General features: G+C 49.9%; 20 protein-coding genes. 11 read left to right on the top strand and 9 right to left on the bottom strand.

Translation table 11 applies throughout. From position 1 onward, the window contains the following. The first annotated feature begins 152 nt into the window (after positions 1 to 152). From KDK13_RS14550 to KDK13_RS14530, 5 genes are all read left to right on the top strand, one after another. Positions 153 to 1,580 carry a mannose-1-phosphate guanylyltransferase/mannose-6-phosphate isomerase gene (locus KDK13_RS14550; RefSeq protein ID WP_257285701.1) on the top strand — a complete coding sequence of 476 codons (1,428 nt, stop codon included), beginning with the start codon at positions 153 to 155 and terminating at the stop codon, positions 1,578 to 1,580. A 260-nt stretch (positions 1,581 to 1,840) separates the two neighbouring features. After that, positions 1,841 to 2,326, top strand: a complete 486-nt coding sequence (locus KDK13_RS14545; protein WP_257285700.1) for a DUF1016 domain-containing protein — start codon at positions 1,841 to 1,843, stop codon at positions 2,324 to 2,326. A 641-nt stretch (positions 2,327 to 2,967) separates the two neighbouring features. Next, a complete protein-coding gene (locus KDK13_RS14540; RefSeq protein WP_257285699.1) occupies positions 2,968 to 3,330 on the top strand; it encodes a hypothetical protein in 363 nt (120 codons plus the stop codon). Positions 3,331 to 3,486: 156 nt separating this feature from the next. Beyond that, positions 3,487 to 4,857, top strand: coding sequence for an undecaprenyl-phosphate glucose phosphotransferase (locus KDK13_RS14535; RefSeq protein WP_257285698.1), 1,371 nt, complete (start codon positions 3,487 to 3,489; stop codon positions 4,855 to 4,857). Positions 4,858 to 4,906: 49 nt separating this feature from the next. Further along, entirely contained in the window at positions 4,907 to 6,358 is a 1,452-nt protein-coding gene (locus KDK13_RS14530; RefSeq protein WP_257285697.1) for an O-antigen ligase, read from the top strand. Here KDK13_RS14530 and KDK13_RS14525 read toward each other — a convergent pair. Beyond that, positions 6,317 to 6,886 (bottom strand): ATP-dependent zinc protease, encoded by a 570-nt coding sequence (locus KDK13_RS14525; protein WP_257285696.1) that lies wholly within the window; start codon positions 6,884 to 6,886, stop codon positions 6,317 to 6,319. The two genes, KDK13_RS14530 and KDK13_RS14525, sit on opposite strands and share 42 nt — an antisense overlap. A gap of 200 nt (positions 6,887 to 7,086) precedes the next feature. Between KDK13_RS14525 and KDK13_RS14520 the strand changes: the two genes are divergently transcribed. From KDK13_RS14520 to KDK13_RS14510, 3 genes are read left to right on the top strand one after another with little or no spacing between them, the layout of a single operon-like run. Beyond that, positions 7,087 to 7,347 carry a hypothetical protein gene (locus KDK13_RS14520; RefSeq protein WP_257285695.1) on the top strand — a complete coding sequence of 87 codons (261 nt, stop codon included), beginning with the start codon at positions 7,087 to 7,089 and terminating at the stop codon, positions 7,345 to 7,347. 33 nt (positions 7,348 to 7,380) lie between these two features. Continuing rightward, positions 7,381 to 8,115 carry a tyrosine-protein phosphatase gene (locus KDK13_RS14515; RefSeq protein ID WP_257285694.1) on the top strand — a complete coding sequence of 245 codons (735 nt, stop codon included), beginning with the start codon at positions 7,381 to 7,383 and terminating at the stop codon, positions 8,113 to 8,115. After that, complete coding sequence (locus KDK13_RS14510) at positions 8,112 to 8,729, top strand: hypothetical protein (RefSeq protein ID WP_257285693.1); 618 nt, start codon at positions 8,112 to 8,114, stop codon at positions 8,727 to 8,729. The genes KDK13_RS14515 and KDK13_RS14510 overlap by 4 nt, the downstream gene beginning before the upstream one ends. Positions 8,730 to 8,867: 138 nt before the next feature. On the opposite strand, the gene hmpA is transcribed toward KDK13_RS14510, so the two are convergent. Then, positions 8,868 to 10,070 (bottom strand): NO-inducible flavohemoprotein, encoded by a 1,203-nt coding sequence (gene hmpA / locus KDK13_RS14505; RefSeq protein ID WP_257285692.1) that lies wholly within the window; start codon positions 10,068 to 10,070, stop codon positions 8,868 to 8,870. A gap of 95 nt (positions 10,071 to 10,165) precedes the next feature. Between hmpA and KDK13_RS14500 the strand changes: the two genes are divergently transcribed. Continuing rightward, positions 10,166 to 10,585 (top strand): Rrf2 family transcriptional regulator, encoded by a 420-nt coding sequence (locus KDK13_RS14500; protein ID WP_257285691.1) that lies wholly within the window; start codon positions 10,166 to 10,168, stop codon positions 10,583 to 10,585. Here the strand turns inward: KDK13_RS14500 and KDK13_RS14495 are convergent. From KDK13_RS14495 to ppa, 7 genes are all read right to left on the bottom strand, one after another. Continuing rightward, positions 10,582 to 11,541, bottom strand: a complete 960-nt coding sequence (locus tag KDK13_RS14495; RefSeq protein ID WP_257285690.1) for a DUF3426 domain-containing protein — start codon at positions 11,539 to 11,541, stop codon at positions 10,582 to 10,584. The two genes, KDK13_RS14500 and KDK13_RS14495, sit on opposite strands and share 4 nt — an antisense overlap. A gap of 151 nt (positions 11,542 to 11,692) precedes the next feature. Then, complete coding sequence (gene prmA, locus KDK13_RS14490; RefSeq protein ID WP_257285689.1) at positions 11,693 to 12,580, bottom strand: 50S ribosomal protein L11 methyltransferase; 888 nt, start codon at positions 12,578 to 12,580, stop codon at positions 11,693 to 11,695. A 188-nt stretch (positions 12,581 to 12,768) separates the two neighbouring features. Further along, complete coding sequence (gene accC / locus KDK13_RS14485) at positions 12,769 to 14,109, bottom strand: acetyl-CoA carboxylase biotin carboxylase subunit (RefSeq protein ID WP_257285688.1); 1,341 nt, start codon at positions 14,107 to 14,109, stop codon at positions 12,769 to 12,771. A gap of 21 nt (positions 14,110 to 14,130) precedes the next feature. After that, positions 14,131 to 14,589: an acetyl-CoA carboxylase biotin carboxyl carrier protein gene (accB, locus tag KDK13_RS14480; protein ID WP_257285719.1), complete on the bottom strand. Its 459-nt coding sequence runs from the start codon at positions 14,587 to 14,589 to the stop codon at positions 14,131 to 14,133. A gap of 222 nt (positions 14,590 to 14,811) precedes the next feature. Then, complete coding sequence (aroQ, locus tag KDK13_RS14475; protein WP_257285687.1) at positions 14,812 to 15,264, bottom strand: type II 3-dehydroquinate dehydratase; 453 nt, start codon at positions 15,262 to 15,264, stop codon at positions 14,812 to 14,814. Positions 15,265 to 15,493: 229 nt separating this feature from the next. Continuing rightward, positions 15,494 to 17,335: a protein-disulfide reductase DsbD gene (gene dsbD, locus KDK13_RS14470; protein WP_257285686.1), complete on the bottom strand. Its 1,842-nt coding sequence runs from the start codon at positions 17,333 to 17,335 to the stop codon at positions 15,494 to 15,496. A gap of 141 nt (positions 17,336 to 17,476) precedes the next feature. Next, positions 17,477 to 18,004 carry an inorganic diphosphatase gene (gene ppa, locus KDK13_RS14465; RefSeq protein ID WP_257285685.1) on the bottom strand — a complete coding sequence of 176 codons (528 nt, stop codon included), beginning with the start codon at positions 18,002 to 18,004 and terminating at the stop codon, positions 17,477 to 17,479. A 429-nt stretch (positions 18,005 to 18,433) separates the two neighbouring features. Here ppa and KDK13_RS14460 point away from each other — a divergent pair, with 429 nt between their 5' ends. Both KDK13_RS14460 and KDK13_RS14455 read left to right on the top strand, forming a co-directional pair. Then, positions 18,434 to 18,847 (top strand): CBS domain-containing protein, encoded by a 414-nt coding sequence (locus KDK13_RS14460; protein ID WP_257285684.1) that lies wholly within the window; start codon positions 18,434 to 18,436, stop codon positions 18,845 to 18,847. Positions 18,848 to 18,967: 120 nt separating this feature from the next. Beyond that, entirely contained in the window at positions 18,968 to 21,484 is a 2,517-nt protein-coding gene (locus KDK13_RS14455; protein WP_257285683.1) for a hypothetical protein, read from the top strand. The last annotated feature ends 24 nt before the right edge of the window (positions 21,485 to 21,508 follow it).

Here is a 21,508-nt window from a genome sequence, read left to right as displayed (position 1 = left end):
TCCTATGAGCTGTTAGCTTGTAGTTGTGGGTTTTGAGTTATGAGGCGTGAGTTCAAGCTCTGCTTCTTGACTCATACCCCAAAGCTCATCACTCAAAACAACATTCCAGCCATACCCCACAACTCATAACTAAAAAATCATAACTAATAACCATGACCTTAATCCCCGTAATCATGTCCGGCGGCTCTGGCAGTCGACTCTGGCCTCAGTCCCGTTCACTTTACCCAAAGCAGTTTCTGCCACTGGTGAATGATCAGACCATGTTGCAGAACACGCTTTCTCGATTGGATGGGCTGGACTCTGTTTCTGATCCATTGGTCATTGCCAATGAAGAGCACCGATTCCTGGTGGCAGAACAAATCCGACAGATGGGGCGGCAGGCTTCAGCCATTATTCTTGAACCTGTTGGTAAAAACACGGCACCCGCAGTGGCCCTGGCGGCCATGAAAGCTCAATCCCTGTCTGAAGAAAAAGACCCATTACTTCTGGTATTGGCTGCGGATCATGTGATCCGGAATGTTCAGGCATTTCATCAGGCTATTGAGACTGCCTTACCAGCGGCGAGCGATGGCAAGCTGGTCACTTTCGGTATTGTACCTACCCATCCGGAAACGGGTTACGGCTATATCAAGGCCAGTAAAGAGTTAATAGGCAACAGTGAACAGGTTGCTCTGGTAGAAAATTTTGTAGAGAAGCCGGATCTGGAGACGGCCCAGGGCTATCTTGCTTCCGGAGACTATTATTGGAACTCTGGCATGTTCCTGTTTAAAGCCTCCCGCTATCTGGAAGAGTTGAAGAAGTTCAGGCCTGATATTCTGCAAGCCTGTGAAAAGGCGATTGCAGTACAAAATCCCGATCTTGATTTTGTTCGCCTTGATGAAGCAGCGTTTACCGCCTGCCCGGATGAGTCCATCGATTATGCCGTGATGGAAAAAACCACCGATGTGGTGGTGGTACCGCTGGATGCAGGCTGGTCTGATGTGGGTTCCTGGACATCGTTGGCGGATATCTGTGAAAAGGATGAGTCCGGTAACTCGGTTCAGGGTGACGTTTTGTTGCAGAATACCCGCAACACTTACGTACGCAGTGAGAAAAAACTGATTGCCACCGTGGGAGTTGATGACCTGGTCATCACCGAAACCGATGATGCCATTCTGGTGGCCCATAAGGATCGTGTGCAGGATGTTAAAAAGATTGTGGAACGGCTGAAAGCAGAAAACCGGACAGAGGTAAAACTGCACCGCAAAGTCTATCGCCCCTGGGGAGCCTACGACTCTATCGATATGGGCGACCGCTTCCAGGTTAAGCACATTACCGTTAAGCCGGGAGCACAGCTCTCTTTGCAAATGCACCATCATCGTGCTGAGCACTGGGTTGTGGTTAAAGGTACCGCAGTGGTCACCAATGGCGACCAGGAAATTCTGCTGACCGAAAACCAGTCCACCTATATCCCCATTGGCGTGGTCCATCGACTGGAAAACCCCGGCAAGTTTAACCTTGAACTGATTGAGGTACAGAGCGGGGGGTATCTGGGTGAGGATGATATTGTGCGGTTTGAGGATACTTACGGCAGGGCGTGATTGACGCCGCCCGCTTTCCGCTGCCCGCTGCCCGCCGCCCGCTTCCCGCCGCCCGCTGCCCGAAAAAGCACAGCTCTTATCTTTTACGGGAAGCGGGTAGCGGGGGGCGGGCAGCGCTCATTATCTGATCTCCCTGATAAAGTCTTCTGGTTTACAGCTGGTCAGGTGGTCAAACCATCGCTGGTCTCTTTCGGTTTCAGGTTGCCTCATTCATGCCATAATTCGAGGAATTAGCAATAGAGGTCAGGAATACCAGCATCATGGAACACTATGACTTGTTGCTCACCCGTGTTGGTGAGTTACTGGAGGTGGGGCGTAGTCAGGCCAGGCAGCAAATTAACACACTACTGGTCGAAACATCCAGGGCGGGTCATCAACCGGTTACAGCAGCGGAACTGGTGAAAGATCCTTATGTTTTTGAGTTCCTCAATTTGCCCGAGCGTAAACAATATAGCGAGAAGCAGCTTGAAAATCAGCTTATTGATAAGTTGGCGCAGTTTCTCCTGGAGTTGGGCAAAGGGTTCGCGTTTATTGCCCAGCAATATCGGGTGACGCTGAATAATACCCATTACTATGTTGATTTATTATTTTATCACCGAATTCTGAAGTGTTTTGTGCTGATTGATCTGAAGCTTGGCAAGGTAAGCCATCAGGATATCGGGCAGATGAATTTGTATCTCAACTATTTCAAAAAAGAGGAAAATACTGCAGGGGACCATGAGCCTATCGGCATTGTTCTTGTTTAAAAAACTTACACACTTTAGCGAACGCTCATTGTCTGATATCTGCGCCCGGCACTTTCGGCTTAGTGACAGTTAATGCTCTCGAGTAACTGTACAAGCGTCATGACTGGCAGGTTTTCTGGCTTATAGCCCTTTATATTCCGTATTACGTCCGGGTCAACGGTCAGTGTCAGTTTGCTCATCCTGATCTCCTATACGTATTAATTTTATAAATTAGTACGTATCACTGGGTAGGGCAAGGCAGAGCAGTTCAAGTTTTTTAAGGCAGTTGTTCTATTACTGCGATTCCTTTGCGCATTGAAATCGGGGTCAGTTCATCCATTGTGCATAAAGTCAATAGCTTTTTAGAGTTTTCATATCAGCCTTGTTAACAACCATCCAAACTAACCTAAACAACAAGCGTTGTGATGGTTACTCCCGGTTGGCCGGGGAAATAGAACCAGCCAGGTCGTCTGATGAGATTTTAACCAGATGAGCAACACTATCCCGTTCAAATTCAGTGCCGTTGGATCCCGGAACATGCTTGGACTCGTAACTTTCAAAACAGTTGTTGCCGGGTAAGAGGGAATTTGGCTATTCACAATTAACGGTTCCCTATTCACTCAATGTTTGTGTTTTTGTGGTGCAAAAAAAAGATTCAAGATTTGCTACGGATTTTAGCGGTTGGCTGGCTGGCCTTTCTGGTGATTCTTTCGGTCAGCAAGAGTCTCGGTTATGGCCACTGGGCCTGGGGCAGCATTGAACGTTTTCTGGGCGGCAATCTGCAGATGCATTTTGTGATGGCTTTTATTCTTTCTGCACTGGCTCATCTGGCTTGCCCGGGGTTCTGGCACCGGGGCTGGTTGTTATTGCTGTTGATTTTGGGCTGTGCCCTTGATGAAAGCTTGCAGGCAGTGTTGCCTCTTCGGAATTTTAATCCGCTGGATTTTCTCCTGACCTGTGTCGGGTTGTTGCTGGCTGCGTTGCCGTTTATGATTGTTCACTGGCGTATGGATAAAAGCGCTTGAATCACTGAGTTCCAGAGTGTCGATGATTGCTCCTGCATAATCGATACTCCCGCCATCGGTGGCGGTCCCGCAAAAAATGAGAAAAAGAATAATAAATGTAGCCTCTTTTGTGTGCTTCGTACTTTTTGTGATTACCGGAAAATGGATTTTACATAAATGCCTACATCATTGTTATCGGGCCGGTCACGGCTGCCTCTTATTGTTCTGGTTATTATTGACGTGGCCATCGCCCTGGCCTGTGCGAAGCTGTCGGAATGGGTGCGGTTTGGGGACCTCGCCACCCATTATCTCAATGTGATGTATATGCAGGCATTGCTGGTGGTGGTTTTCTCGTTCCTGTGCGAAGTATATGCACCCTGGCGGGGGCGTCGACTCAGTGAGCGACTGGCCAAGGTGTTGATTGCCTGGGCACTGTCGTTTATAGCGCTGATTGCCTTTATGGTGATGACCAAAACCACTGAGCAGTACTCCCGCCTCTGGCTCGGCACCTGGATTGTCATGGCGATCCCCATGGCACTGGGTATTCGCTATGGCCTCTACCAGTCGTTGAAATCCTTCCGCCGCCATGGCCGCAATACCCGCCATGTGCTGGTAATTGGCAATGGCCGTAATTTTGAGGCGATGCAGGCACACTTCTCCACAGACAATGCCTATGGTTACCGATTACAGCATGTGATTGAGTACCACAACAATGAGCAGGCGCTGGCAGAACTGCAAGAGTACCTCGCCAGCAATCAGGCCTTTGATGAATGTTGGCTTAGTATTCCTTTTACCAAAAACCCCGTCCTGCAGCCGGTGATGTTTGCCCTGCGCCACAGTACCGCCAATATCCGCTATATTCCGGAACTGCAGGATTTGCCGCTGCTGAATCATACCATTACCAAAATCGGGGATTTTCTTGCCCTGGATATCAGCTGTTCACCCATGGACAGCATTAACGCCATTATCAAACGGGTGTCGGATATTGTGATTGGCAGCCTGATTCTGCTGTTGATTTCGCCGGTGATGATTGGTGTCGCCATTGCTGTGAAGCTTTCGTCTCCTGGGCCGGTGTTTTTCAAACAATACCGTCATGGCGCCTCAGGCCGGCAGGTGAAGGTGTATAAGTTCCGCAGTATGAAAGTGCATCAGGAAGGGGAAGGTAAAGTAACTCAAGCCACCAATGGCGACCCCCGGGTGACAACGGTGGGTGTTTTTATCCGCCGTACCAGTCTGGATGAGTTGCCGCAGTTTATTAATGTGCTGCAGGGGCGGATGTCTATTGTTGGGCCAAGGCCCCATGCGCTGGCGCATAACGAGTATTACAAGGATCTGGTGGAGTCTTATATGAAGCGCCATCAGGTGAAGCCGGGGATTACCGGGCTGGCGCAGGTGCGTGGCTTTCGGGGTGAGACCGATACGCTGGATAAGATGCAGCGGCGGGTGGAGTGTGATCTGGAATACATCAATAACTGGTCGCTGTGGCTGGATATCCGGATTATTATCGGTACGGCGTTTAAAGGGTTTATGAATCCTAATGCTTATTAGAAGACTTTTTGGGTTTAACGCTTTTTTGTGGTTTAAGCATCGAATAACAATGATCTATAGACAGTGTTTGTTCTGGCCGTTACTGGCCATCGTTTTCTGGATACCGCTACCAATGGGCAGTAACCCTCTCTGGGCCCGGGGAACTCTGGTATTGCTGATTGCTGTTCTCAGCCTGTTCTGGGTGCTGGGTTATGCCCTTGGCCGGTTGGAAACCACACCATCTTTCCGTCAGGCCAAATGGCTGCATGCGGGTTTTATGGTTGTTATTGGCTGGTTGTTTATCCAACAGTTGCCTATCCCGGCGGACTGGGTCCGGCAGCTTTCTCCCTTCTCATGGAATCTTCATGCCGCTGCGGCAGAAGCGCTGGGTATGGCAACGCCCCAGTGGATGACGTTGTCGGTCTCTCCTTACGATACGATGGTCAGTACTCTGTTGACCATGGCCTACTACCTGTTTTTTTGTCTCTGTCTGCTGCTGGTGGACCGGCCTGATAAATTACGCTGGCTTGCCTGGGCTTTTGTGGTCTCCGGAATTTTTCAGGCCGTGTTTGGTTCGCTGAGTACACTTTCCGGGGCAGAAGTACTGCTGTTCGGTGAGAAACCATCTTACTTTGGTGTTGCTACCGGTACTTATGTTAACCGGAACAGTTTTGCCGGATGCATGGAGATGACACTGGCTTTTGGTATGGGGTTGCTGATTGCCCAGTTGAAGGATAGCAAAGCCGACAGTTGGCAGGAGTGGCTTCGCCAGACCCTGCAAACATTGATGAGTAACAAGGTTATACTTCGTACCGGGCTGGCCATTATGGTGATTGGCCTGGTGCTTTCCCGTTCCCGTATGGGGAATACGGCCTTTTTCTCCAGTTTGCTGGTGACGGGAATTCTGTACGTTATCTGTCGTAAAAAGCTCAGCCGTGGGATGATCGTTCTTTTTGTCAGCCTGCTGGTGATTGATACGGCGATCCTCAGCCAGTGGTTTGGCCTTGAAAAGGTAATGGAGCGTATTGAGCAAACCTCTCTGGAGCGGGAGACCCGCCCCAATGTGTCTGAGGTAACCCTGGCGGCGATCAGTGATTACTCACTGACGGGGTCTGGTGCAGGTAGCTTTTATACAACACTGCCTGCTTATCATGATGGCAGCTGGAGAGGCTTTTATGACCTCGCCCATAACGATTTTCTGCAGTTTCCCCTGGAGTTTGGGGTTCCGGTATTTGTGATATTGGCGTTGATGGTGATCTGGTCATCCTGGCTGGCGGTTCAGGCGATGAAGCAACGTCGCAGTCGGTTGATGATCGGTATGGGGTTCTCGTCGTTTATGGGGATGCTGGCCATCATGATTCATTCGTCGGTGGACTTTAACCTGCAGATGCCAGCCAATGCGGCGTATTTTGTATTACTGATGGCACTGGGTGTTCTGGCCAGGTACTTGCCATCCGATTCCCGGAAAAAAAGTGGCTTGTCAGGGATGACGGCTGATGTGCAGACAGTGCTTTTTCAGTAGAAATTCTTCTGAGAGATCAATAACGGCCAGGTTCTTCAGCGTATTGGTGCCGAGAAGAATCTGGTTTTTGAATCGGGAGCGGGAGGTCAGGCTGAAATCGGTACGGGTTTCAACGGGTCCCAGCCGTATGGTTGCTTCGATCACCGGACGTTTCTGCGGAACTCCGGAGTGGGTTTGTACTCGGGCGTAACGTTTCAGTGGTTTTATCATGTTAACCATTTCCTGCTGAGTGCCGCCGGAGTGAACGGAAAAGTAAACCCACAGGGTGCCATTGGTGTGTTTTCTGATTTTGATGTCTCTGGCATCCATGGAGGAGAGGGTAGAGCCGGAGTCAATCAGCGCATTAATGCGGGTGGGAAATGCATCGATTTGATCAACCCTTTCCTGCAAGCCAAACCGATAACGGTCACCGATCAGGCATTGGCGCTGAGTCTGAGGTGATTCGGCTCTGGAATACGTGTTGGTTATCAGCAGAAGTGCCAGGGTGGCAACCACAGAAAGGCCAGAAAAATTGGCGGAAAACAGCATGACTTCCTCCATGAAGGTACTGCACAATGAAATCCTTCTCTTTATATTTGTAGCTTCTGACGTTAGATTGAACCTCTTTAATGGTCGGTAAGTGGCGTTTATTGACAGTTTTGCGACGGGGTATCCTGAATATTGACAGGTGTGCCTGTGGATTGCCGGGATTCTGTTATTTTGATGGGGGATCTGAGGGGGTGATTCTCATGAAAAAGTGGGTGCCCGGGTGGGATATTCCCCTGATTATGGTGATTCTGGCCGTGGAAGTTCTGTTGTTAAACTACCTTTCCGGGCCAGATAATTCTCCGTTGAGCTTAAGTATTTTGGATGCGGTGGGCAGTATTGCCTTTGTGTTTACCTATTTCCATGTTCCGGTGCCTGTCGCACTGTTTTTGACAGGAGCATTGCTACTGGCTCCCGCGTACTTGCTGACATTGCTGGTGCGTCGGCTGCTATCCAGAAGCTGAAAAAAAATCAGTAACCAAGACCTATAAAACTAAATGATTGATATCCACAACCATATTATTCCTGGTATTGACGATGGGGCTGATAGTCTGGAACAGGCACTGGTCATGCTGGAGCTGGCCCAGGCCGATGGCATCCGGAAACTGGTGTGCACACCCCATATGCACCCCGGGCGATTTGATAATAATTCAAGTACTATCCGTCCGGGGTTTACTGACCTTCAGAAACAGGCCAGGGCAGCGGGGTTGTCGATTCAGCTGGCTATGGCGGCAGAGGTTCGTTTCAGCGATGAAATGATGTTTCAGCTGCGCAGGGATGAAATTCCCATGATTGGGCAGTGGGATGGTTTTCACTGTCTGTTACTGGAAATGCCTCATCAACGAATTCCCGTGGGGATAGAGCAGATGCTGGACTGGCTCCATAAAAGGGAGATAAGGGCAGTCATTGCTCACCCTGAGCGGAATAAAGAACTGATGTCTTACCCTGAACGTGTACTGCCGTTTGTGGAGCGGGGGGCGTTGCTGCAGCTGACAGCAGGTTCGGTTGCCGGTCGGTTTGGCGAAAGGGCCGAGACTACTGCCCGCTGGTTTGTGGACCAGGAGCTGGTGCAGTTTGTGGCTTCGGATGCCCACCATCCGGTTCGTCGGCCGCCGGCCATGGCGCTGGCTGCAGTGACTCTCAACCAATGGGTTGGCAGTGATCAGTGTGCGTTGCTGACAACGGATAATCCGGATAAGTTAACGCAGAGCCTTTTTGGTGATGCCTTATGAAACGTTCTCTATCCTGGCATCGTGGTTTGCTGATGCTGCCGGTTATTCTGGTGCTGTGTCTGGTGATTTTTCAGGCCTTTACCCTGTTGCGTGCGGAAGTCGGTCGTTACCAAACCGAACTGTTTCTGGATCATTGGCAACAGGAGACAGCAGCCAGCAAAAGTTTTGTGGTGGAGCCTGCTGAACTGAACATTGCCATCCAGAGTGTAGACGGTGCTATACGACAAATGCCTGAGAGTCCTGCCCTGTATGTTTTGCAGGCACGGGTGCTTGAGCGGGGCAGGCTATCCGGTATTGATATTGAGAATAATGCGGAGTTGGAAGCCTGGCAGAAAGCCATCGTTTTAAGGCCCGCCTGGCCATACAGCTGGAGTGATTATGCCCGGGCCCGCTCGCAGTACTCTCTGATCGACCGGTCGTTTACAGCGGCATTACTGCGTGCCAGCAAGCTTGGGCCATGGGAGCCTCGTGTTCTGGAACACAGCGCGTTATTCAGTTTTCACTACCGGGGCTGGTTGAGTGATGGGCTGCAGGCAACGCTGGATAACAGTTATCAGAAGCTGGTGAAGGCTTATCCACACAGAGCCAGGAAGATCGCCAGGCAATATCAGTGATATTGTTTATCTGCAGGTTTTGTGCAAACGCCAGTGACGGCGGAAGTGCCGGTAATGCAGGAGCAATTATCAGTAACTCGGTGGTTCAACATTTATAGGGGTTCCCTTATAGGCTTTCCCTGAATTGTGCAAAAACAATCAGAGATCTTTATGGGGGCCAAAGACTTCATAGTGCAGTCGGTCTTCAGATACTCCCCAGCCCTGCAGTACTCCTTTCACCATTGCCATATACCCCAGTGGGCCACAGAAGTAGTAGTGTGCTCCGGGAAGGTCAATCTTGGCGCGGATCAGTTCCAGGTCCGTTCTGCCTGCATAATGATGAGCAGGGCAATCATCGGTTGGCTCATCGTAAAACAGAATCTGTTCAATGTTGTCATTTTTCTCGGCAATATTCTCGACGTGCTGACCAAAAGCATGAACCTTGCTGTTAATGGCGCTGTGAACAAAAAGAATTGGCTGGTGCGTTTTTTTTCGGGCCAGGCTGTTCAGCATGCTCAACATCGGAGTTTGACCAACACCAGCGCTGAGCAACACCACGGGTGCATCTGGACGGTGATTCAGGTGGAAGTTGCCACAGGGTGGACACAGTTGGACAATATCGCCGACTTGTACATTGTCGTGGAGGTAGTGAGAGATCATACCCTGGGTCTCTCCTTCACCCTCACGCTTTACCGAAATGCGATAGCTTCTGCCATTGGGCGCATCGGAGAGGCTGTACTGACGAATGCAGCGATGTTCTGATTGTTCCGGATGCAGATAGATACCGATGTACTGCCCTGGCTGGTAGTCTGCTATCGCTAAACCATCCACTGGTTCAAAATAAAAGGAAGTGATCAGGTCGCTTTCTTTAACCTTGTGTTCCACCCTGAACTCCCGTATGCCACGCCAGCCACCGGCTAACTGTTCGTTCTCCCGGTAAATCCCTTCCTCCACTTCGATGAACAGATTCGCCAGGAAACCATAGGCTTCTTTCCAGGCATTAAGTATCTCATCGCTTGCAGCCTCACCCAGGACATGGGCAACAGCTTCCAGAAGGTGCTTGCCCACAACAGGATACTGTTCCGGCAAGATGTTTAAGCTGGCGTGTTTATGTGCGATGCGTTGTACGGTGCTGGTCAGGGTTCCAAGATTATCGATATTGGCGGCATAGGCATAGATGGCATTGGCCAGGGCTGCCTGCTGGCGACCGGCTTTCTGGTTAATTGTGTTGAAGGTATCCAGCAGCTCTGGATTCTGGCGGAACAGCTGCTGGTAGAAGTGTCGGGTAATGGTTTCACCATGCTCTGACAGAACCGGGGCAGTGGCTTTGACGATTCGAATCGTTTGTTCACTCAGGCTCATAAGACACCTCTGCGGTGTTCCAGTTAATGATGCATTTGAAATGCATCTAATTAAGGTGCATTCTATTTGCTTCTTTTCACCATGTCTATCTTTGAATGAAACTGACAAAACACACCGACTATGCATTACGCATACTGATATATGCAGCCCTTCAACCAGAAGGACGGTTGCTTTCTATTCAGGAAGTGGCGGATACCTATGACATATCACGCAACCATGTGATGAAGATTGTTCAGAAACTTGGGCATGAGGGGTACCTCACCACGATTCGTGGTAAAGGAGGTGGGTTTACCCTGGCCAAGCCACCGGAAGTGATTAACCTGGGTGTACTGGTCGGGTGTATGGAAACCACCATGAAGGTGGTGGAGTGCGACCAGCCGATGTGCAGGATTTCACCTGCGTGTGCATTGAAAGGGGTATTTGCCGACGCGGTATCGGCATTTACGGGCGTGTTGAACCGTTACACTCTGGCGGATTTGATTGGCAATAGAAAAGAGTTGATTAAGTTAGTTTAGTTGGTTTTTGTCGTTTTGTTTTCACTGAAGGTCAGTTGATAGTTCACTGCCTCTTTGCCCGGGTCGATAATTGCCAGCCCCAGGCGGACAGGTTGTGCTGCAGGCATTTCATCCGAGCCGGCCAGTTCACCACCGAGATATTCCGATGGGGTAAAGGTGCGGTTAGCCACCAGTCGGCCATTGATATCTGAAAAGGTCAGCTTCAGGTTTGGAAACGGTTGTGGGTGCCCCGCTTCATTGATGATGACCGCATCTATCTGCAGGGCGTTGTCTTGATCAGGGTGGCTGCGTACTACAAGATCAATACTTCTAATGGCATCAATGTTGACCATCGGGGGAAGTTTGCAGGAAAGCAGGTGGCAGGTCATGACATAAGCCGGTCTCAGGGCTGGCACCAGTGACAGTGTATTGCGGTTGAACCAGGCAAATTGCAGTGTCAGCAACATCAGTAGACAGCAGGCCGCGATGCCCCAGTGAGTTCTTTTCCTGCGGAGCTGCTGTTCATTAATGGTTTCTTCGGCTTCCCGTTGGTCCAGCTCGTGGATCAGGGTTTCGATGCTTTGCTGGTGATAGCCATCATACTCTACGGACGCATTAGCCACCTTTGCCTTTATCGAAGGGTCAAGGTCTTTGCTTCTGGAGGTTTCCGGCTTTGTTGAATCCGGCTTTTTTACCGGTTTTTGCTGTTGGACAACGAGCGTTTCCTGAAGCTCTTTTCTGGGTTGCGCGGATACCGGGGACGTTTCCCTGTCGTCAGAGGGGGGGATTTCAACGGTTTCACTGGCGGTGTTCAATTCCTCCTTTTCCTGCTCTTTCGGGCGCGGTACCTGCTCCATGGCATTAAATACCTGCAGGCATGAGCCACAACGCACCGAACCATTGGCAGCCTTAAGCTGGGCATGGGTAATGCGGAAAATGGTTTGGCAGTGGGGGCAAGTGACACTTGTCGGCGTCATGTTTACTGTTTACCTGATTTTAAAGCTGCATTTTTTATTAGACCAGAGCCCCCGTACTGAATCCAGTCTAATTAGTAGTGCAGGTACTTCAGTTTCTATTGAAACCCATGGAGTAATAAGTTCTGTCATACCTGCATCACACAATGCCAGCTTATGAACGTCGCTTACCAGAGAGCATGGCCCAGCCATCAACGGTGACGGCTGAATCCATGGCAAACCACGGTTCGTAGGTTTGAATTATTTCATCCGCCTGTTCAGCCAGAATACCTGACAGGGCAATGAAACCACCTTCCCTGGTCAAACTGGCCAGTTTGGGAGCCAGTTGCGTCAAAGGACCAGCAAGAATGTTGGCCAGTACTACATCGGCCTGATCGGTTGGTTCGTCATCGGGCAGAAAAACCTCCAGCTTGGCCATCGGGATGTTATTCCGTTTGGCATTCTCGACAGTGGCTTCCAGCGCCTGTGGATCAAGATCAACGCCGACAGCCGATTCAGCACCAAGAAGCAGCGCAGCAATAGCGAGGATGCCTGAACCACAACCATAGTCGATAATTGTTTTTCCGGTCAGGTTATTCTGCTGATCCAGCCAGCGCAGGCAGAGTGCCGTGGTGGGGTGCGTCCCGGTGCCGAAGGCCAGGCCCGGGTCCAGCATCAGGTTAACAGCCTCAGGGTCAGGAACGTCTTTCCAGCTGGGGCAAACCCACAGGCGGTCACCAAACTGCATGGGGTGAAAGTGGGTCATCCACTCCCTTTCCCAGTCCTTATCTTCTACCAGTTCGACCTTGTGGTCAGGGAAAGGGTTCAGCCCGGCGTGTGCTTTGAGAAATGGGATGACATCATCGGTGCGGGTCTGGGCATCAAACAAGCCAACAACAACGGTGTTGTTCCACAGCGGTGTGGTGCCCAGCTCTGGTTCATAGACCGGTTGATCTTTTGCATCCTGCAGGGTTACCGCACAGGCACCTGCTTCCAGAAGCAGGTCTTCCAGAATTTCAGCATGGTCAGAAGTTGTATCCAGCCTGACTTGAATCCAAGACATTGTGTTATCCAGAATGAAAAGCGATAAGAATTCCAGCCTGTTCTTCAGGGGAGAAATTCATGGAACATAAGCAGCCTATTGTAGCTGAGCATGGGTACTTCATAAACAGACGCTGGCTGAGCACCCAATAAAAAGAAAGGCCAATACTCCCAAGGGAGATGGCCTTTCCAGGGAGGAAAAACTGGAAATCACTCAGCCAGTTTCTTCTCCAGGTAGTGAATGCTGACACCGCCTTCCTTGAAGTGAGGATCAGTCACCAGGTCCTGATGAAGAGGAATATTGGTTTTAATCCCCTCAATAACGGTTTCATCCAGTGCGATCTTCATCCGGATAAGGGCTGTTTCACGATCCGGACCATAACTGATGATCTTGGCGATCAGTGAGTCATAGTAAGGAGGAACGCTATAACCGTTGTACAGGTGGCTGTCAACACGAACACCATTACCGCCCGGTGCATGGAACTGCAACACTTTGCCAGGTGATGGCATAAAGGTTTTCGGGTCTTCGGCGTTGATACGGCATTCGAAGGCGTGGCCCTTGAGTTCGATGTCTTCCTGACCAACGCTCAGGGGCAGGCCGCTGGCAATTCTCAATTGTTCTTTGACAATATCGATGCCGCTGATCAGTTCGGTCACCGGGTGTTCAACCTGGACCCGGGTGTTCATTTCAATGAAATAGAACTCGCCGTTTTCATACAGGAATTCAAAGGTACCAGCACCTTTGTAGCCCAGCTCGATACAGGCACGGGTACAGGCACTGGCCACTTCCTGACGTTTCTCTTCCGGGATGCCGGGCGCAGGCGCTTCTTCAATAACCTTCTGATGACGACGTTGCAAAGAGCAGTCGCGGTCACCCAGATGGATGGCGTTACCCTGGCCATCGGCCAGCACCTGAAACTCCACATGGCGTGGGTTCTGCAGGAATTTTTCCAGGTAAACCGTGTCATTGTTGAATGCAGCACCGGCTTCCGATTTGGTCAGGGCTACGGAGCTGATCAGGTCTTCTTCGTTGTAGACCACGCGCATACCGCGGCCACCGCCACCGCCGGCAGCCTTGATGATCACGGGGTAACCGATATCCCGGGCAATGGCCATGGTGCGGCTATGGTCGTCAGTTAGCGATCCATTGGAGCCCGGAACCGTTGGAACTCCGGCTTTCTGCATGGCTTCGATCGCGGATACTTTGTCCCCCATCAGACGGATAACGTCTGCCGAAGGCCCGATAAAGGTAAAACCACTGCGTTCTACCTGTTCAGCAAAATCCGCATTTTCTGACAGGAAACCGTAACCCGGGTGAATCGCGGTGGCGTGAGTCACCTCGGCAGCACTGATGATGGCAGGAATATTGAGATAGCTGTCTGCCGGGTTGTTTGGACCGATGCAGACGGACTCATCCGCCAGATGCAGATGCATAAGGTCAGCATCAGCCTTGGAGTGAACTGCAACGGTCTTGATGCCCAGTTCTTTGCAGGCCCTTAATATTCTGAGAGCAATTTCGCCCCGGTTGGCTATTACGACTTTATCGAGCATAACGCGATTCCCAGGCGATTATCAGACAATAGTGAACAGGGGCTGGTCGAACTCAACAGGCTGACCATTTTCTACCAGGACGGCGTCAATGGTGCCGGATTTATCGGCTTTGATCTGGTTCATCATCTTCATGGCTTCAACAATGCAGAGCACGTCACCTTCCTTAACCGGCTGGCCGACTTTGACGAAGTCCGGGGCATCCGGTGACGGAGCGCTGTAGAAAGAGCCAACCATGGGAGACTTGACCTGGTGACCGGAAACGACAGGCTCAGCAGCAGCGGGTGCAGGAGCCGTTGCTTCAGTGACGGCGGGGGCTGCAGCAGGAGCGGCTGCCGGATAGGCAATGGGGGCGGCGGCTACAGGTGCATTTTTTGAGTAACGGCTGATACGAACGGACTCCTCACCCTCATGGATCTCGAGTTCATCAATACCTGATTCTTCCAGCAGCTCAATGAGCTTTTTTACTTTTCTGATATCCATTGTCAGTCTCAAATGCTTGTACTGGCAGAACTGGTCGGCCAGTGTGGTTGATTTTGCCAAGAAATCGTACCTTCGAGTTTGCGAGTGGACGATTCCAGATGGTCAACTTTTGCCTGACAGTGCAGTTGCTTAAACGTTATTCAGAACAGCTGCACTGTGATGTATATGGATCAGAACGCTGTTATGGCTGTGAACAACGTACTGATGAATGATTTCGTACTCTTATGCTTCTGGTTGTCTGGCGAGTTTTTCAACGGCGGCAGACAGTGCCAGCTCATAGCCTTTAGGCCCCAGCCCGGCAATAACCCCCTCAGCAACGTCACTGAAATAGGAGTGGTGACGGAAAGGCTCCCTGCGATGGACGTTCGAAAGGTGTACTTCAATAAAGGGAATAGCGACCCCAAGCAGTGCATCCCGCAGCGCCACACTGGTGTGGGTAAAAGCAGCCGGGTTGATGATGATGAGGCGCACGCCCTCATTACCTGCCTGATGAATACGGTCCATCAGAATGTGTTCTGCATTGCTTTGAAAGCTTTCCAGCTGAAGACCTGCTTCAGTAGCCAGTTGGACAAGGTTCTGGCAGATCTGTTCAAGTGTGGTTGCACCGTATACACCGGGCTCCCGGGAGCCAAGCAAATTCAGGTTTGGACCATTGAGCACAAGAATGTCGGCCATGTTTATCCTCTTAAAGACCACCGTTGTCACCGTTGCGACCCTGCCCGGCGGGAGGGAGCTTAAGCAGTCAACATGTTTTGACTAACCGGACAACGCAATTGACTTTGAAATGCATCGCCTTTGTTACTAACCAGGCATTTTGCCCCATTGTCAAGAGTGCGTCCAGTTTGTGCGTGTTACAGGAGGTTAACGACAGTTACGAAGAATTTCATGCCTGTTTCAGACATGTTCAGGCATCGGTAGCTGTTCCTGAGGCTGCAAGAAGTTTTGTCAGCTTTCGATGCAGCTGCAAAGCGGTGATTTCACCCTGGGATTTCAGGGCAGACAACTCATTCCCACTGGCATCGTAAAACAGCATGGCTGGTGGTCCAAACAGTTGATGTTGATTGAGAAATTGTTGGTGTTCCGACGTGTTGTTGGTGATATCAAGCTTGATCAGGGATATTGTGGCGAGCAGGTCAGTGACCAGCGGGTCAGGAAAAACGGTCCGCTCAATGACTTTGCAGGATATGCACCAGTCAGCATAGAGCTCCACCATGGCCGGCAGGTTGTTCAGGGCTGCGTCTGCCAGCAGGTTATTCAGTTCATTCAGTGTCGTGACCGTCTTGAAGCCGGAACTCTCTGCCTGTTGAGTGATGCTTTTTGTTGAAGTGCTGCTTTTGCTCCATAAAGGTTTCAGTGGGTCACTATTGCCCATGGCGGCGCCAATAATCAGGCAGGCTCCGTATATCAGGCAGAGTATGCCGACGGTCTGTCGGAGCTTCTGGCGTGCTTCATTCAGGCTGGTGTGAAGAGCGCCCAGGAACACGGCACTGCCAATTAGTAGGGCACCCCACAGGAAGAGCGTGACTGATGGAGATAGAACCCTTTCCAGCATCCAGATGGCAACGCCCAGGAGTAACACGCCAAAGAATGAACGAACCCCATTCATCCAGGGCCCGGACTCTGGCAGCCAGTGTCTTCCGCCTGAAGCCAGGACAAATAGGGGGATGCCCATGCCAATGCCAAGGGCAAACAGTGTCAACCCACCAAAAAGAGCATCACCGGTTGAGCTGATATAGACCAGTGCACCGGCCAGGGGGGCCGAGACGCAGGGGGAAACCACCAGGGCGGACAGCATCCCCATTACGGCAGCCCCAGGCAAGCTGCCTGATTTTTGCTGGCTGCTATTGAGCCTGTCCCGAATTCTGGCGGGCAGCCGCAAATCGTAAAGGCCAAACATACTCAGAGCCAGCACTACGAAGAGTATTGCCATAGGGATCAGCATCCATGGGGACTGGAGCTTTGCCTGAAGGTTAAGACTGGCACCAAACAGCCCCATTAACGTACCTGCGCTGGCAAAGGTGGCTGACATGGTGAGTATGTAAGTCATCGTCAGGGCAATGGTCCTGGCTTTACCCTGTGTCCTGGTTCCCAGGATCAGGCTGGACAGTATCGGGAACATTGGCAGAACACAGGGTGTCAGACTGAGGCCAATACCCGCCAGAATAAACAGAAGTAATGCAATCGGCAGACTGTTTAGTTCCAGCTGCTGTTGGAAGGTATTCCCAGAGTCTGGTGCCACCGTTGGGGTAACACTGGCTGAAATGGGTGAATTGCTGACTTCTGCCCGGGTAACCAACGGAATAACAACTTTATGGGGTGGATAACACAGTCCGGCGCTGGCGCAGCCCTGAAAGCCGATTTCCAGCTCAGGCAGGTTGCCTGAATGACTGGCAGGAACTTTGATAACCAGGTTTTCACTGAATACTTCCAGTTCTTTATTGTAATAAGGATCAAAAATCGATTCACCGGCAGGATAGTCAGCTGAATCCAGTGCTGAGATATCGGCTATCGGGGTAAAAGTGAAACGGTGCTTATATAGGTAGTGCTCTGGTGTTACGGCAACATCAATGATCGCCGTACCCTGTTCAATTCGACCAGTGAATTGAAAGGCTTCTTCGACCGGAAGAAAATCCCGGTTTTTACTGGATTCTGTCCCGAATAGCTGGCTCAGGTTTGCCTGCGCAGACCATGAGAATATCAGGCCCAGAAAAAGGGAGCAGATCAGGCGGAGATGATATGTTGGCATATAAGCTGCTGTTTATAATGGCGAATACTATTTATTGTGCAACGATATATCAGAGATGCAAGCAGAGAGTAGTAAACAAAGAAAAGAAAGCAGTAGAAATGGGCAGTAAAGCTCAGGCCGAGGCCTGAGCTACCCGAGAAATCAGCCTTTGTAGTTCGCGGCAGACTTCTTGATGACTTCCAGCGCCGCTTCGGAACCTTCCCAGCCATCAATCTTGACCCACTTGCCTGGCTCAAGATCTTTATAGTTTTCAAAGAAATGCTCAATCTGCTGAAGCAGCAGGGCTGGCAGGTCAGTGTACTCTTTGACGTCTTTGTAGATGGTGGAAAGCTTGTCGTGAGGCACGGCAATCAGCTTCTCGTCACGGCCTTTTTCGTCAGACATGTTCAGCATGCCGACAGTTCGGCAGCGAATCACTGAGCCCGGGATAACCGGGTAGGGGGTAACCACCAGCACGTCCAGAGGGTCGCCATCGTCAGCCAGAGTCTGGTTGATGTAACCGTAGTTGGCTGGATAGAACATTGGGGTTGCCATGAAACGGTCAACCAGGATGGCATCCATATCCTTGTCAACTTCGTACTTGATTGGCGAAGCATTGGCAGGGATTTCGATGATGACGTAGATGTCTTCTGGCAGACTTTTACCAGCAGGAACCGATGAATAGCTCATTTACTGTCAATCTCTGTGTGAGGTCAGTTTGAAATTGCCGCGTATTATATAGAGTTTGTAACGCTCTTTTCCACTTGTAAGGGGGATCAACCCTTGAAACGAAGTTGTCCAAAACTTTTGGCAAGCAGTCTTGACAGGGTCCGTTCGCGTGGGAGCTGACTCGAGACCCAGCCGCAATGCACTAATCAGGACTCGCCGTTCATGGTTGTATGGCGATTGAGCCGGGTGTTGGCTTCCATCGAAAACCGACCACGTGTAAACCTTTTTTGCCTTTTGCGAATCCCGGAACCCGGGAGTGCACCCTGATCTGGCTTGATGACAGTGAATATTTCCGGTTACTGATACTCAGCTATTTGTTTGATGGAGAACTAAAATAAAAAGAGTGTCCTTAGCTGGTGCGGACAGGATTGAAAACCCAAGGAGGTGATTGTGAGATCGATTACTGTTGAAGATTGCATGACCCCCAACGTTGTCACCGTTTCTCCGGATATTCAAGTGGCAGAAGCTATCCGGATTTTGTTGCAACACAATATTACGGCAGCACCGGTAATTGATAAAGAAGGGACGCTTATCGGGATTCTTTCAGAATCAGATTGCCTGGAAGGGACATTGAATGGCAGCTATTTTTCCCAGGATGCGGGCCTGGTGCGTGATTATATGACCAGTGAGGTGGTTACCGCTGACCCACAGGAAGATATTATTACTGTATATCAGCGATTTATGACCGATAAGGCTTACCGGATTCCGGTTGTTTCCGGGGGAGTCCTTGTGGGCATACTCAGTCCCAAAGATCTGATGTCTGCAGTCCTCGAGTTTTATGAACGTCCGGTGGATTCTGCGTAACTCGCTTGCCAACCCATACGAGAGAGTGATTATTCAATTTCTTTTATTTATTGATTTTGTTTTTTATTCATCAGCTAGACTTTTTCTTTATATATCGGAGATTTTTGAAAAGGAATTCTCATGTCAAGCTCACTTTCCCCAGCGGCGGGCCCTCAGTCACAGCCAATTGCTGATTCGTCCACAGTACCAGAGTCAGGGAATGTGGGGACGCTGGTTACTCCTAATGGTCGTCGGAGCGTGACTGCCCATGAAGTAGACGAATCAACTCTCTCTGTCCGAGGTAAAAAATCGCTTCCTGAAGCAGATTCTTCTCAGAGTCAACCTTCGGAGTCAAGAACCGTTAAGCTTGTTAAACCTCGACAACCGTCTTGGATAACTTTAGATCCAATCCCTGAAGGTATTGAAGAAGCTTCTATTGAAAATGGTGCAGGACCAGACCTTGATTCTCCTGAAACGCGATCATCGACTCTTGAGCCTGAAAGTCCATTCATTGATAACTCCCCCCTCAGGCGACAGGAGTCAACTTTGCGTCCAACGACTACTGCTTTCAGCGATCAAGAGAGTTTGGATGGCGAACAATTAACACAGGATGGCTATGCAGAAATCGAATCTCGGTTTGATGATCTTCTATCGATAACTACTGAGCTTTCTGATGTACCTCGTCATTCCGGTGCAGAACGATTGGTTAGTCAGGATGGTATTGGTGAATTGTTTAGTCGCCCTGAATTGGGCACTGCTGTGGGACAGATTTTCAAAGAAAATAGTGACCTTATGTCGCCTGGTGAGCAGTTTCCGGTTAATGCTGCTACAACTCCTGTGGCTAATGGTGAAACGCCAGTATTGGACGATAAATGTGAATTGGCCAGCCTTTCAATCGAGGGAGGGGTTGGTGATAATCATTCAGAACTTGCCAGCCTCTCGATCGAGGGAGGCAATCCTGATAATAATTCAGCCGTTAAGAGTGGTGGTTCAGTCTCTATTGAAGGAGGTGGTGTAGAAGGTGGTGGTAAAACCACCAATAAGCTACTGCAGCGGGTATTGGGTGCCATTCAATCATTGTTGGATGTGGTCAAAAATAATCCGCTATGGACTGGGTTTGTGGTTTGCAGCGCCATTTTTCTGATCAGTCTCATGACAGGAAACGTTTATGCGGCGATTTTTTTCGCAATTTGTGCCCTGGCTTTTCTGGGTGTGGCTTTGGGGGTAACAACGCATAATACTCTATTCGGTAACCAGCAGAATCCGTCACAGACCAATAGTGGCCAGAATCAGAATCCACAGAATACGCCGGAAGACAAGACACCGAAACCCCCAGAGCAACCAACCGATAAGACTGAACCTGGCTCAAGCCCACAGGCAGAGACTGGTGATACGGATGGCAAGTTTGTGATGACAGACTCACGGCCACCCTCTGCTACCAATCGTGGAAGTGAGCCAACTGCCGGGGGAAATAAGGCCTCTGCTGTGGCAACGCAAACTGTGGGGGAGCAGAATGACGATGACCTCACTCGCAATATTGGTAAATTCCTGCAATTTATTAATGAAAATTTCAGCCCATTCTCAAATAAGACTCATGCTCAGGAACAACGGAACAGGAATTCCCAGGATCCTGACAGAGAGATTGATACACAGACCTTAAAAGAGGTATCTGCTGCTGCGGTAGGCCTTTATGACCAGTTTCGCCATGTGACGGACTATAGGGATACCAATGGTTCTGATACATTTCAGGATGCCAGAATGCGTGAGGTTGAAAGGCAAACGAATCAGCTTATGGATTTAATAAAACCTACAGATGAGTTTATTGAACAATTGACGAATAAAGTTTATATGCAATTTTCTGACCCCAGACTTTCTCCTGATCCAAAAGCACCTGCACTGACCATCGGTGAAGTACGCAGTCGACTGGCGAGTTTTGCTGATAAAGATATGCAGGGAATTGAGTTTTTTGACCTGTTGCACGAGTTTATACGGGCAGCGAAGACTTATGGAAATGACAGAATGAAGCATCGATTTGGCCAGGTATTGCCTGAAGCCGAGTCAACTATCTCTCCTTTACAAACCTCTACGTCCTTATCTTCATCGACAGCGTCAACTGTGTCCGATGCCGAATCTGCTATTGCTCCAAAAGATGGTTTGGATAACGAGTTACATGAAGAGGCGGATAAGCGGCATAAAGAAGCGGTTGAAAGGCTTGAGCGTGAACTGAATATTAGTGACTCAGATTTAGAGAATCCCGTACTCCCTGAATATAGCGGCATGAATAAATACACCTTTCTTTTAGACTTGCGTGCAGAAGTACTGGATTGGAGTCGACAACAAGAGCAGGCCATTGCTACCGAAGGATTGGTTGGTCGGGAATACACGGCCAGGCATTATGAAAGACTGGTTGGTGTTGAGCTGGGCAAAGCGGTTTATAGTGTTGCAAGTAAACTTTTGAGTTCTAGGCTGGAACTTCCGGAAAGCGAAAAGAAATTTCAATCTGACGAATTTGATATTTCCAAATCTGAGAATAAGAAGGAATTACTTGAATATATTTTTGGCAAAGAAGAAGTTAATAAAGCCTTTGAGAATACCGTAGCCATGGACGGTGAAAAAGAGCGAGCTAAAAATCACTATCGAAGATTTTTGGATAAATAATTTTTAATTTCTTTTTTTATAAAA

Origin of the sequence: Endozoicomonas sp. SESOKO1 (genome assembly GCF_024606265.1) — a bacterium.
Classification (GTDB): Bacteria; Pseudomonadota; Gammaproteobacteria; order Pseudomonadales; family Endozoicomonadaceae; genus Endozoicomonas.
This window is presented reverse-complemented; position numbering and strand designations above follow the sequence as displayed.